Origin of the sequence: Mesorhizobium sp. M0601 (assembly GCF_040320845.1) — a bacterium.
Taxonomy (GTDB): domain Bacteria; phylum Pseudomonadota; class Alphaproteobacteria; order Rhizobiales; family Rhizobiaceae; genus Mesorhizobium.
In genome coordinates this window covers 153,032-166,455 of record NZ_JAMYQK010000010.1, presented here as the reverse complement: position 1 = coordinate 166,455, position 13,424 = coordinate 153,032, and the positions used below count along the sequence as shown (strand labels likewise).

Sequence of the window (13,424 nt, the reverse complement as noted above, 5' to 3'; positions counted from 1 at the left end):
CGAGGAGGTCGCGTCGACCTTAATCAAGACGCTTCGGTGCGAGTGGATCCACGGCTTCATCGCCGACTTCTTCAACACTATCGACGACCCATTTCTGCCGTTCGGATATCGGCCTCATCATCTCCAAGGCGGACATTCACCCATTATTCGACTAAAAATCTCGTTCCGATCAAAGCCGCCCTACTTCGTTGCAGCGGCTGCGGCTTCCCCCGGCGGCATAATCCGCATCATGAACGTCGACACCGCTTCCCCGGGTTTGAACGGGCCGGGAACCTGGTGGCTGACCGGCTTCACACTTTGGAGGAATGCCGCGATCGCCATGGCGTCATCCGCGGTGAGATGCGCGAAATCGCGCCAAGGCATGATCGGCGCCAGGATGCGGCCGTCCGGCCGTTCGCCGGTCTGGATCGCGGTGACGATCTGCTCCGGGGTCCAGCTTCCGATACCGGTCTCCCTGTCAGGCGTGATATTGCGGGCGACAAAGACACCAAGACCAGGAATCTCGAAGCCCACATCTGAACCGCCAAGGAAGCGCGACATGTCGGGCTTCCCGAAGAAGTAACCGGATGTGTGACAGTCGCTGCAGCCGGCAATCGTAACCAGATATTCGCCGCGCGCGATCTGTGTGTCATCGGCCATGGCCGCGTAAGATGGCAGGGCAACAATCGACGCTGTCAAGAATGCAAGATGAACTGGTGTCCGAAACATTGCTTCCTCCCTGTGATCTGTTCGTGTTTGTCCGTCGACCTCCCGCGCCGTCAACCGGTCGCAATTCCCCGATTTTAACCACGTCGAGGACGCTGAATTCTAGCATGGCCAGCACGTAGTAACCATCAGCGATCAATTGGATGGTCGGCACTTGTCGCGCCCCGTTGAGCGCAGCTGTGACGGAGCTTGCTCAGCCGACGCACACGCCTTCTTTTGGCGCGATCGAGCCACGCACGTTGATGGATCGACTTCGTCGCCTGAAATGCCTTGACGGTCGGACCGGGTCGAACTCGGTCGTTCAGAGTGATTGGGTTTGATCCTGAAACGTCAGCCGGAGGCGACCGGCGTCTTCAGCCGCCACACCGCATCATGCGCCACCTCGGCCGGCCGCGCGCGCCTGTCAACCTGAGCAGTCCCACCTGTCAGCCGCATCAGTGCACCCACCGCGAACCACGCGGAACCGTCAAATTCCCCATAGCGCCGGAACCACGCCCTCCATCCCGCGGGTTCTTTCCCTGGAGGCTTTCGGACGCCAGCCCTCGCGCCAAGCCAACACCTGTTGGCCGGCATCGGTAACCCTAAACAATAGCCGACATTTGCCGCACGCCTTCAGCTTTGACATCGGCGCTATCTTCAATTGCTGCCGGGGTGGCGGTGTAACCTTCAACGTGAGTCATCATGGCCTCCCTGATGTTGATAGGACGCCACTGGCCTCTTGGGGTGCTCACGCGCTGAAGCTCGCGCTGCGAGCTTTCGACACGCTGTTCTCGGCTCGCGCGAGCCCCAACCCGAACCACAACGTCCACAGGGCCATTACAAAAGACGACGCAACCCAGACGAGGCTGCCCAGCCCGATGCCGAACCACATGCCCAGCGGCCATCCGACGAAGGCACCAAGCCCGGCCACGACTCCGACCAGTGACGCCCAGGTCGGCGTTACCTGTTGCCGGCTCAGCGTCTCATTGCCGGCGATCACGGCAACCGCCAGGCAGAGGAACATGAAGCCGTTGGCCTTGCCCTCGGCGAAGGCCCACCAGACCGCGAATCGCGCCATGTCGTTGGCGGCGACGGCATCGGCGACGGTGGTGGCCTCGGCCACGGCGGTTGTCATCGTCCAGAGCGCGCCGACGGCCACCACCGCCCAGGCGGATAGGGTCCACCAGCGTTCGGTCAGTCGAGAGCCGGCGGTCAGCACGATCAGGCTCGCGACGACGAACAGCGAAAGTGCTGCCGCGGCGGCCCAATGCACGACCACCCACAGGGTGACGCCACTGGCGATGGCCTGCATTTGCTGGGCGAGGTCGGGATTAATCGGCCCGTGACCGATCAGGACGAAACCCAAGAGTACAGAAGCGATCGCAAGCCAGGCGCCCGCGACCCGCATTCCGGTATCGGCATGCGACATCGCTACTTCCCTTCATTGTGGCCGGATGTTCGCAGCGCGATCACTGCGTCCGTCTCGCGATCTGTGGGCGAGCTGCGCCGTGGCGCCGCGCATCCATGGCCGATCGATTTCGAGTGCAAGCTAGCGCGGAAGGGAGGGCGGCGCTTCGGGCGAACCACCCAATGGGCGCCGATGACGGCATGGGTGATTCGACCCATGCCAGACCTGCTCAAACCAGGCGGTGCTCGTAGGCCCAGGCGGTGGCGGCAGCGCGCGTGGGGACGTCAAGCTTGTTGAAAATATTGCTGACGTGCCTGTCCACTGTCTTCCCGCTCAAATCCAGTTCGTTGGCGATTTGCTTGTTGGTTTTGCCGGCAGCGACCAGGCGGAGAACTTGCAGTTCACGGGCAGAGAGGCCGCGGGCTCCGTCTGATCGCATGCCAAGCAGGATATCGACACGAGAAAGGTCCGGCATCGCACCGAGCTGCCGAAACACTGTCCGGGCTGCCTGCAACTCCAGTTCCGCACCATCGTTGTCACCGAGGGCGCGGCAAGCCTGGCCTATCATGACGCCTACGCGCGCTGCTTCGTATGGCGCTTCGACTTGCTGCCACCCCTCGAGTGCCTGGCGCAGCCAAGTCAATGCAGCCTGCGCTTCGCCTTCTGCCAGTTCCACCGCTCCCCGCGCGTGAGCGGCAAGGGCGCGCAGCGGTTCGGTTCCGTAGCTTTCTCCAATGTCCGCCAGTTCGTGGCAGGCACGCCGTGCTTCCTCGATGTCATCAGCCGCCAGCATGATCTCGACGTGAGCAGGCAGCAGCCGAATGCGCTTCAGTTGGTCGGTCGTCGCGCCCATGACGCGCCGGATTGCGGCCGCAGCCGCATCGATGTGCCTTTCGGCCAACCGCAACAGGGCAAGGCCCGGCTGCGGTTCGAAGCCATGTTGGCTTGCACTCCGATATGCCTGCTCGGCCACGTCAAAGTCTCCGCGAAGGCGGTATACTTCCGCCAGCTGGTACCATGCTCCAGCCGTATCTCTCCGATTGTTCGACTGCGTCAAACGCTCCACGGCCTGCTGCGCTTCGTCGATCGCGTCCTGCCATGCGCCGCTGAGCCGCTTGATCTCGGCGCGATGCATCAGGCAGGTGCCGCTGAAACTGATCAGCTGGGGCTGTTCGGCGCACCATCGCCCCAGGGCGGAGGTCCATTCGCGTGCGCGGCCCAGAGCATGGACTTGCTGACACGCTTCGATCACGCTGCAGTAGATCAAGCCGGTAAGCAGCGGCGACAATTCGCCGGCCGTGACCGAAACCATCGCCTCGTCCAGGAGCGCGAAACCTTCCGCGGTTCGCCGCTGGCGCAACAGAACACGGCCCTGCAAGTGCCGTGCACAGGCCACCAGATCCACGTCCGCAAAGCGCTCGCCAATCTCGACTGCGCCGCTCGCCGCAGCGTAGGCCGCTTCAAGGTTGCCCGAAGCAAGCTGCTGTTCGACATGGGGCAGCATCAGGTAACCCTGTTCGGCACAATCATGTGGCTCGCGTTCGAGCAGCCGATGCGCCCGTCCAAACCAGCCGGCCGCCTGAGCCATCTCCCCACGAAAGACAAGGCGCAGGCCAAGCCAGAAGGCGCAGCGGGCGGCCCGATGGCACTCGCCCGCGTCCAGATATGCATGATGGGTTCGCTCCAGGGCCCGCAGGTACTCCTCGTCGCGCCCGGTCAAATAGGCCGACATCGCCAGCCGTTCGAGATCGTCCACTGCGAGCGGAGCCGCTTCGCCGGCACGCCAGAAGAACCGATAGGCGTCGTCCCACGCCCTTTCCTCGTAAGCCTCACGACCGAGCACGAGCTGGTCCGCCTCCTGCAAGGAGCCGCTGTTGAATTGCTGTCGATCTGACCTGCCCATCCGCATTGGTTCCTAGCCATCAATGGCTGCTTTGGAGCCAAGGTGCAGTATAGCATGCTCGAACGCGAATGACCGGAATGCACTTAAAGCGCTCTGAACGGGGAACGTCCCGGACGACTGAAACGGGTCGAACTCGGTCGTTCAGAGTGATCGGGTTTTGACCTAAAACGTCAGCCGGAGGCGACCAGCGGCTTCAGCCGAACGTCGCCAAAGGTTCGGTTCGGATCTCGACCCACTGGCAGCGCCGGCTCTCATGATAGAAGGACAAGAAGGGCGATGGGAACGCAGGGTCCGCGAAGGCACCCACCGGGATGGCGGTCAGACCGGGCTGGGTGTCGATCCGGTAGTGGACGGTGGTGCCGCAATCCGGGCAGAAGCTGTAGATGACGCGGCCACCCTCCTCGCCGGTGCGCGAGAATTCCGCTGCCCGCCCCTTGATCGATACGTCATTCTCGGCAAACCGCGCATTGAAGCTGAATGCACTGCCGGTGCGCCGCTTGCAGGCCAGGCAATGGCAGACGGAGACGCGCACCGGCTCGCCCGAACAAATGGCCGATAGCTGACCGCAGGAACATTCGGCGCGACGCGTGACCATGGCTGCTAGACTCCTGAAATGACCTCACTGCGCATCCGCGTGGGTGCTCAATTCGGCCCGCTTCTCATCCGAGACGACGGCGAGATCGAGGACCTTCTGCAATTCGGCAGCATGCCGGAACGACGGTTCGGCCTGGACGCCGCTGCGCACCGCATCGACGAAGCGCTGGTAGTTGGTCTGCACCGTTCCGGCGTCCAGAACTTGCCATTTGGCGTTCTCGACATCCTCGCCGATGCAGGCTTTCAGCTCCGAGCCGGTCAGATTGTGCACGACTTCGATGCCACCCTTGTCGCCGTAGATGCGCAGTCGGAGCTCGTTGAGATGGCCAGTCGCCCAGCGGCTGGCATGGACGACGCCGAAAGCGCCATTGCTGAAATCGAGCGCCATGGTGAAACTGTCATTGGCGTCGAGCTCGTACTCCCCGATCCGGTTGCCAGGCGCCTTGTCGAAGGACCGCAGGCGGCAGAACACATGGTCGATGTCGAGCGCCGCGCCATAGCTGGCGAAATCGAGGATGTGGATGCCGACGTCGCCCAGCACGCCATTGGAGCCGTGGCCGCGCGACAGCCGCCACAGCCATTTCGGATCGGTGCGCCAGTCGCCCCAGAACTTGGATATCAGCCAGCTCTGCAGATAGGACGCCTCGACATGCCTGACCGTGCCGATCTCGCCTGCCAGCACCATGGCGCGCGCTCTCTGCAGCGGCGCGACGTTGCGATAGGTCAGGTTGACCATGTTGATGATGCCGGCGCGCTCGGCCGCATCGGCCATTTCACTGGCCCTCTGGTAATTTTCGGCGAGCGGCTTTTCGCACAGCACCGGCTTGCCCGCCGCGATCAGCGTCATGGTGGTCGGATGGTGGATGCGATCGGGCGTCACGTTCGCCACCGCGTCGAACTTGCCCCATGCCAGCGCCTCGTCCAGCGACGCGAAGCGGTTGGGGATACCGTAGATGTCCGAAAACTTGTCGACGCGCGTACGGTCGAGATCGACGGCGCCGATCAGTTCGACGCCCTCGATCTTGCCGAACTGCCTGGCATGCTCCTCCGCCATCCAGCCGGTGCCGAGTATCAACAGACGCATGATTCGTATCCTTAGGACAGGGCTTTATCTTCTTGTTCGATCATGGATTTGTCGTCTAGCGGAAGCCGGTTTCGCCAGCGGAATGAAGCTTTCCGCCGCGCTCGACGATCGGCTCGAGCGCCTTTTCCACCGGCACGTTCGGCGCATCGAGGATGGCTGGATTGGAGCCTTGGGGATTGTGCGCCCATCTCACCGCATTGTGCAGCACCTTGTGGACGTTGGCGTCGTGATAGGTCGGATAGGTCTCGTGGCCGGGCCTGAAATAGAAGATGTTACCGGCGCCGCGGCGATAGGTCAGCCCCGACCGGAACACTTCGCCGCCCTGGAACCAGGAGATGAACACGGTCTCGAGCGGCTCCGGCACGGCGAACTGCTCGCCATACATCTCCTCGTTCTCGAGCTCGAAATACTCGCCGATCCCGGCAGCGATCGGGTGGTCGGGGCTGGTCACCCAGAGCCGTTCGCGCTCGCCCGCCTCGCGCCATTTCAGCGTGCAGGGAGTGCCCATCAGCTTCTTGAATACCTTCGAGAAATGGCCGGAATGGAGAACGATCAGCCCCATGCCTTCCCAGACGCGGCGCGCCACGCGCTCGACCACTTCGTCGGCGACGGCGCCATGGTCCTTGTGTCCCCACCACAGCAAGACGTCGGTCTCGGCCAGACGGTCGGCCGGCAGCCCATGCTCCGGCTGCTCCAGCGTTGCCCAGGACACTGATATTTCCGGGTCGAGCTTCAGTGCATTGGCGATCGTCGCATGCATGCCCTCAGGATAGATGCCCGCGACCACTTCGTTGGTCCGCTCATGAATATTCTCGCCCCAGACGACAGCGCGTATTGTCATGATGTCCTCGTGATTGTTTGAAGCCGGAGCCGCCCCACCGGCCACTCATACTGTCCCTGGACGGGATTGAAAACCTTCGAGATTGGCCAAACCTCCCTAGCTTCGTCATCCCAGGGCGGAGCAGGCGCGAAGCGACGTCGCGAAGACCCTGGGATGACGAAGCCATGAAGGGCTGCCGCGAGCGACCTAAGCCCCTCGCCCCTCTTGGGCGACGCGTGTCAGCGGCTTCGACAGCCGCGGCACGACTACAAGCCGCTTGATCTTGCCCTTCTTGTAGGCGGCGAGGAAGCGGGCATAGTCCTTGAAGACGACGCAGCCATTGGATTCGGCGCGCCCGCCGCGCAGCATGTAGGTGTGGGCGAGCAGGCCGTCGCGGCCATATTTGTTGCTGCCGCTGGCCGGCGTCAGACGGATCGCCTCGACACCGTGAAAGCGCGATTCGCGCATCGTCAGATTGTAGGTGTCCGGCGGCGTCGGGCCGACATTCTTCTTGTGGACGTAGCGTGGCTGGTCGACCATCGCGCCCAGTCCCGAATGTGCCTCCAGCCGCGAGCCGTCGGGCATATAGACGGTCTTGGCCGAGATGTCGTAGACGGCGACGCCAGTGCCCATGTTGGGCGTGGTGAACAGGTTCCTGAAGGCTCCGCCGAGACCGCCGGAAGGCATGTCGGGCTTGGCATAGGCCAGCATGTCACCGCCCTGCGCCTTCGACCGTTTGCCCGGCTTGCCCGACACGGCCGGCACTGCCGCTTGTGACGAATTGCGAGGCGACAGGCTGCCGGGTAGCGTCTCGGCCGGCGGAGCGTCGGCCGTCTGCACCTTGCTCGCCCTGGCGGTCCTAGAGGCCTGCGCCTTGGGCGGCTCCGTTTTCGATGCTTGATCCTTTTGCGCCTGGGCCTTTGGCGCCTGGTCTTTTGGCGCCTGATCTCTTGACGCTTGAGCCCGCGGCGCCTCGGCCGGCTTATCGATGTCCGCCCGCGGACGCAGCGTCGGCAGCGGAATGCTGTCGGACATGTCGTCTTGCGGCGGCAGCGAGGCTAGCTGGACCTCAGGTTCTTGCGGCTCTTGCGAAGCCGCGGGCTCGCTTGCCGCGATGGCTGCCGGGAGCACATCGATCATCTGCTCCGGCAATGTATTCGCCAGCGCCAGCGCAAGGCGCGACGAGCGTTCGATCTCCGCCACCTCCGGCCCGAAGCGCACCGGTGCTGGGCCGTTCGGGTCGGGTATGCGTACCGGCTCGGCGAACCGGGCGTCGGCCGGCAGGCTGGCGAGCATGACGGGAGAGCCGGCTGAGGCACGGGCAAAGGCGGCGGCAAGCTTTTGCGGCGACAGCGCGGCCTTGGCGACCACGTCGTCGAAGCTCGATTGCCGCGACGCACCAGCGACAAGCGGCACGGTGTTGCGCTTGAGGCGGGCCGATTTTCCCTGGTGGACGAAGTTCGACGCCGACCGCAGGCAGTTGGCATCGCATCCGTGCTGCAGCAGCTTGGCCGACAGCGCCGCGTTTGCTGCGGCCCATGTCGGGGCCTGCGCCTTTGCAAGGCTGCGGCGAGGATCGGCGAGCGCGATGGCGCGCGGCGCGAGCAGGCTTTGCGGGAGGCCGTTGGAAGCGGCGCTGAGCGAGGTTCCCACTGAATAAAGGCCGGCCAAGGTCGCCACCGACCATAAAGCAATGGCTGCGCCGACGGCCGGAACCGCGACCCAGCGCAGGCCGGGCCTCATCGAAGTCAATCCAGTTGCAGGACTGTCACCCCGGGTTTTCGCACTTACAAACGCCATTCAACCACTCTCAATCGGCCGATGCCGGCTAGCGGATTTCGCAGCCGTGACATTCACAGTTCGCCTGGTGCCCCCAGCACGCTTTGCGTCTGTTGCCGATTGATTCAAAAGATGGACAAAGTTGGTTAACCAATCCCTCTACCGACCGCCGATTGGGCGACGGTCACACCGAAAAACGCCCTCCAAAACCTGCATAGTTGGCAAAACTGCCCTCCAATGATGACTTTGCTGCCCGTTTTTGTCGGCCGAGTCAAGAAAGCGAAATGACTAGACCTTGCTGGGCGGAGTCGGCCATGGCTGCGAAAGTGAAGCCGGGCCGACCAGAATCGCGCGGCCGGCCGCCGCCGCCATCAAGCCCCGGCGATCGTCAACCTGCCACTTGTCGACCTGCCACTTGGGCGAATGAACGGTCATCGTCTGGGAATTCGGAATAGCGGCAAGACGTGTGCTGCATGGCGCTGAACGTCGCAGGTGCTGGAACGGGATATCCAACACCTCGAGCAATTTCAGGAAAGTGTGAAACGGTTTTCCGTCCGGAATTGCGTCAAAACAAAAAGACAGAGCGTTTCCGTGAAACGATGAACCGTTCAGACCACAGCCATGACTATGTGAGCCTGGATTTTGGCAGCAACCTCGCCGCTGCCATGCCTGTCAGCAATCGCGGCTGCGGCGTAGTCGGTTGCAGCGTCCAGTTTTCCCGCCTCTCTGGTCTCGATTTCATTGCGAAGGAGAGTGCCCTGGCAATAAGCAACGGCCGGAACGCGGGGCGAGGAGGCACGGCTTTGTTCGGCTCTCGTCTCGATCACCACACCGGAAAAACCTGCGTCCTCCAGCTCGCTACGGATCAGTGCCGTATCGTGGTAGCCATGCGGCGTGCGTGCCAGAAAGCGCGGCGGATCGTTCGGAAAAATCCTCGCCAGGGCATTCGTCACATCGTCCGCAAATACATTCTCTTCGATGCGATCCCATACGCTGAATAGAAAATGTCCTCCGGGCTTCAGGACTCGCCGGGCTTCGCGATAGGCGGATGAGCGGTTGGGAAAGAACATCGCACCGAACTGACAACAAACGAGATCGAAGGCCGCATTTTCGAACGGTAGCGCCAGAGCATCAGCCTGACGCCATTTGATGCGATCATCGGGAGCTTGCCGCGAAGCGGCGTAGTCGAGCATCGGCTGGTTGAGGTCGGTTACGACATAGCTTGCATCGGCGGACAGTTTTGGCGCCAATGCGCGGGTGACAACCCCGGTGCCCGCGGCGGTTTCCAGAACGGCGCTTGGCGACAAGGACGCTGCTCGTCGCGCAAGATCTGCGGCGAACGGCTCGAAAATCAACGGCACCATATAGCGGTCGTAGTTTTCCGGAATTGAGCCAGCGAATACCTTGTCCGTTTCCAACATTGCTATCCCCCGTCGCCCGTTTGATGGCTCGCCAGCATAGCATGGAATTGTTTGCTGTTCGGTCGCATTCGACCGGGAGGCGGTTCGCTTCCGTAAGCTCCGAAACGCCGTGCTGCAATTATCTGCATGTGTGCTAATGTATTGTGGTCATGCGCATTGGTGCGTGGCCAAACATTAAATGGGAGGACGCGATGAAAACCATGAATCGCAGGTCCGCGATTGCTCTCGGCGTGACGGCGGCAGCGGTAACGCCTTTGTTCACGCTGGCGGCGGCGGCAAAGGTGAAGAAATACGGCCCGAAGGAAGGCAAGGAGATTGCACCCGGCGTCAGATTGGTCGAGGTCGGCACCGGCAATTCCGATATCCCCGCCTACAAGAGCATCTCAATTGTCGATATAGTCTTTCAGCCCGGAGCAGCCGCCCCTCAAATGGTGATGGACAACGACATGGTCTGCACCATTGCTGCCGGTGAATTCACGATCAAGAAGGCGGACAAGGAATTCAAGCTCAAGGAAGGTGACGTGTACACCTGCTCCAAGGGCAAGACCGACGAGGCAGCCAACACCAGCAAGGTGGTCGGCATCCACCGCATCGCTGTCTTGATACCTGCCTAGCGTATACCGACGAAATCGGCCCGCGTCCGCTTCGGAGACGCGGGCCTTTTGATGACGTGCGTGGCCTAGAGCGGTTCATCGTTTCACCGCTTCGACCCGGTCGACTTCGTCAAAGTGTGGTGAGGCTCATGCTGTTCATGGTTTTCCTCCCGATTTTTACTTATGAGCGGTTCTCCCTCCGACCGCTTTGAAAGGGTGATATTATATTAGAGATCGCGCAAGTTTCTGGCTGACTGCTGCATTGGCGGATTGGCAATGCGGCAGCGCGCTGAGCGTTTTGGAGTTCACGAAACGGCCCGGTGCTCTTCCCGAGCTGCCTCCCAGACCTCGCGCGCCGCATCTGCATTCAGTGCCGCGATTCCCAGGCCGACGATCAAATCCGGCCACGCCGAGCGCCACAGGAAGGCCGTCACCAATCCGGCCAGTATGATCGCAATATTGGCGACCGCATCGTTGCGGGCCGAGAGGAATGCCGCCCTGGTAAGACTGCCGCTGTGATGGCGGTAGCGCGCCAGCATGTAGGCGCACGACAGATTGACCGCCAGAGCGCCTAATCCCGCCAGCGTCAGCGCCGTTGGCTGCGGCGGCACCGGCATGTTGAACTTTTCCCACGCGGTCCACAGCGTCGCCAGGCCCGGCACCAGCAGGATAAGCGCCAGCGCCATGCCGACCCGCGAGCGGGCACGCAGCGACCATCCCATGGCGAGCAGTATGAGGAGATTGACCGAGGCATCTTCCAGAAAATCGACGCTGTCGGCGAACAGCGACACCGAGCCGATCGCCAGCGCGACAGCGAATTCAATGCCGAAATAACCCAGGTTCAGCAGTGCGACGACAAGCACCACCCGGCGAAGGCCGTCCGACGCAATGGCTTGCTGCATGGTCTGTCCTAACACGATGCCGTTGTCGCTCTTACCAGCTGCTCTTCCAACGCAACAGCCGCATGGCATTGGCCGTCACCAACACCGTCGCCCCGGTGTCCGCGAGAATGGCGGGCCAGAGGCCGGTGATGCCGGCGATCGTCGTCACCAGGAACACGGCCTTCAGGCCCAACGCAATGGTGACGTTCTGCTTGATGTTGGCCATGGTTGCTTGGGACAGCCTGATCATGGCCGCAACGTCGCCGACGCGTCCATGCAGCACCGCTGCGTCAGCCGTTTCAAGAGCCACATCGGTGCCGCCGCCCATGGCAATGCCGACATCGGCCGCGGCAAGTGCCGGCGCATCGTTGATGCCGTCGCCGACCTTGGCTACCCTAAGCCCCTGCCCCTTCAACTCGCCGAGGATGCGCTGCTTGTCCTCAGGGAGCAGTTCGGCGCGCACCTCGATGCCGAGCTGTTTGCCGATGGCAGCCGCCGTGCGCTTATTGTCGCCGGTTAGCATGACTGTCCTGATGCCTGCATTGGTCAGCGCCTTTAGACCGGCGAAAGCATCCGGCCGGGGTTCGTCGCGCATGGCAATGAAGCCGGCCAGCGTGTTGTCTACAAGCAGCACCGCCACTGACTTGCCTTCATCGTTCAATGCCACGATGCGTGCCGCCTGGTCTGCTGGCAGCAGGTTTATCTCGCCCGCCGCGACTGGCGAGCCCAGAAACAGGTTCTTGCCGCCGACATGACCGATAACCCCTTTACCGCCGATCGCTTTGGCTTCGGCGGCAGGCGGCACGGGAATGTTGCCGGCTTTGGCCCTTTGGAGGATGGCCAAAGCGAGGGGATGGCTCGAGCCGATCTCAAGCGCTGCCGCGAGCGAAAGGATGTCGCGTTCACTGGCACCCACCGCAACGACATCGGTGACCTGTGGCTTGCCGAGCGTCAGCGTGCCGGTCTTGTCGAGCGCCACGGCGTTGATGGTCGCGAGCCCTTCCAGCACGGCCCCACCTTTCATCAGCAGGCCGCGCCGGGCTCCGGCCGAAAGCGACGCCGCGATCGCCGCCGGAACTGAAATGACCAGCGCGCACGGGCAGCCGATGAGCAGCAGCGCCAGCCCCTTGTATATCCATTCGTTCCAATCGCCGCCCAAGAGCAGCGGCGGTGTGGCGGCCACAAGCGCCGCGACGGCGACAACGCCGGGCATGTACCAGCGCGAAAAGCGATCGATGAAGCGGTCGGTCGGCGCCTTGTTTTCCTGCGCCTCCTCGACCAGCTTGATCACGCGTGCAATCGTGTTGTCTGCGGCGGTCGCCGTCACCTTGACGCGCAGCACGCCGTCGCCGTTGATAGTGCCGGCAAAGACCGTGTCGCCGACGTCCTTGCGCACCGGCACGCTTTCACCGGAGACGGGTGATTCATCGATGGCGCTCCCGCCTTCGGTGATCTCGCCGTCAGCCGGAATCCGGTCGCCCGGCCGCACGAGGATGATGGCGCCCACAGCCAGGCTTTCGGCCGGCACCTCGCGGGTCTGGCCGTCTTTCTCGACGAACGCGGTTTTGGGAACGAGGGCCGTGAGCGCTTGAATACTGGACCGTGCCTTGCCGGCCGCAACCCCTTCGAGCAACTCGCCGATCAGGAACAAGAAGACCACCGTCGCCGCTTCCTCGCCGGCACCGATGATGACGGCCCCGGCCGCCGCCACAGTCATCAGCATTTCGATTGTGAACGGAATGCCTGCGGCTGCGGCCATGGCCGCTCGGCGCGCGATCGGAGCCAGGCCGAGCAGCATTGCGGCGATGAAGGCCCACGGGCCGGTTGCGGGCCAGGCGTAATCAATCGCGAAAGCCACGGCCAAGGCGACCCCGCTGGCGATGGCCAGGCGGCCCTTGGCGCTGTCCCACCATAGCTCCGACGCCGGCGCATCATCGTTGTCATGTAACCCCGCTACGTTCTCGTCGTGATTGCGCCTTCCGTCGGCATGGTTGTCGGCGGATTGATCGGACGCCGGCGTCCCAGACTTGGAGGTCAGCGGAGCGACGGCGTAGCCGAGGCCGGTGACCTTCCTCTCGATCGCGCCGAGATTGCTTTCGGGAGTATGAGTGACCGTCAGAGTGCCCGCCGAAACGGATACGTTGATGTCCTGAACACCAGGCATCCGCCGCACGGCCGTATCGATTTTGCTGGCGCAACCGGCGCACTCCACGCCTTCCACGCGGTAGCGGGTCTGGTGTTTGGTCGCAGCCATGGT

The 13,424-nt window shown here is 62.8% G+C and carries 11 protein-coding genes; 1 reads left to right on the top strand and 10 read right to left on the bottom strand.

Going from position 1 to position 13,424, the window contains the following annotated elements:
* Nucleotides 1-180 precede the first annotated feature (180 nt).
* From NKI41_RS12730 to NKI41_RS12695, 8 genes are all read right to left on the bottom strand, one after another.
* The gene (locus tag NKI41_RS12730; RefSeq protein WP_502893757.1) at nt 181-708 is read right to left on the bottom strand and encodes a c-type cytochrome; all 528 of its coding nucleotides are present in this window, start codon (nt 706-708) and stop codon (nt 181-183) included.
* Nucleotides 709-1,432: 724 nt separating this feature from the next.
* A complete protein-coding gene (locus NKI41_RS12725; protein ID WP_352501301.1) occupies nt 1,433-2,113 on the bottom strand; it encodes a hypothetical protein in 681 nt (226 codons plus the stop codon).
* 208 nt (nt 2,114-2,321) lie between these two features.
* Nucleotides 2,322-3,995, bottom strand: coding sequence for a LuxR C-terminal-related transcriptional regulator (locus NKI41_RS12720; protein WP_352683279.1), 1,674 nt, complete (start codon nt 3,993-3,995; stop codon nt 2,322-2,324).
* A 193-nt stretch (nt 3,996-4,188) separates the two neighbouring features.
* On the bottom strand, nt 4,189-4,590 hold the full coding sequence (locus NKI41_RS12715; RefSeq protein WP_352683277.1) for a GFA family protein: 402 nt from the start codon (nt 4,588-4,590) through the stop codon (nt 4,189-4,191).
* 24 nt (nt 4,591-4,614) lie between these two features.
* Entirely contained in the window at nt 4,615-5,673 is a 1,059-nt protein-coding gene (locus tag NKI41_RS12710; RefSeq protein ID WP_352683275.1) for a Gfo/Idh/MocA family protein, read from the bottom strand.
* Nucleotides 5,674-5,728: 55 nt separating this feature from the next.
* On the bottom strand, nt 5,729-6,514 hold the full coding sequence (locus NKI41_RS12705) for a ThuA domain-containing protein (protein WP_352683273.1): 786 nt from the start codon (nt 6,512-6,514) through the stop codon (nt 5,729-5,731).
* Between the two features lie 186 nt (nt 6,515-6,700).
* Entirely contained in the window at nt 6,701-8,236 is a 1,536-nt protein-coding gene (locus NKI41_RS12700; protein WP_352683271.1) for a DUF2778 domain-containing protein, read from the bottom strand.
* 644 nt (nt 8,237-8,880) lie between these two features.
* Complete coding sequence (locus NKI41_RS12695; protein WP_352683268.1) at nt 8,881-9,693, bottom strand: class I SAM-dependent methyltransferase; 813 nt, start codon at nt 9,691-9,693, stop codon at nt 8,881-8,883.
* 191 nt (nt 9,694-9,884) lie between these two features.
* Between NKI41_RS12695 and NKI41_RS12690 the strand changes: the two genes are divergently transcribed.
* Entirely contained in the window at nt 9,885-10,307 is a 423-nt protein-coding gene (locus NKI41_RS12690) for a hypothetical protein (RefSeq protein ID WP_352473275.1), read from the top strand.
* A 284-nt stretch (nt 10,308-10,591) separates the two neighbouring features.
* On the opposite strand, the gene NKI41_RS12685 is transcribed toward NKI41_RS12690, so the two are convergent.
* Together NKI41_RS12685 and NKI41_RS12680 are read right to left on the bottom strand one after the other, a co-directional pair.
* Nucleotides 10,592-11,188: a cation efflux transmembrane domain-containing protein gene (locus NKI41_RS12685; protein ID WP_352452320.1), complete on the bottom strand. Its 597-nt coding sequence runs from the start codon at nt 11,186-11,188 to the stop codon at nt 10,592-10,594.
* Between the two features lie 31 nt (nt 11,189-11,219).
* The gene (locus NKI41_RS12680) at nt 11,220-13,421 is read right to left on the bottom strand and encodes a heavy metal translocating P-type ATPase (protein WP_352683266.1); all 2,202 of its coding nucleotides are present in this window, start codon (nt 13,419-13,421) and stop codon (nt 11,220-11,222) included.
* Nucleotides 13,422-13,424: the final 3 nt, after the last annotated feature.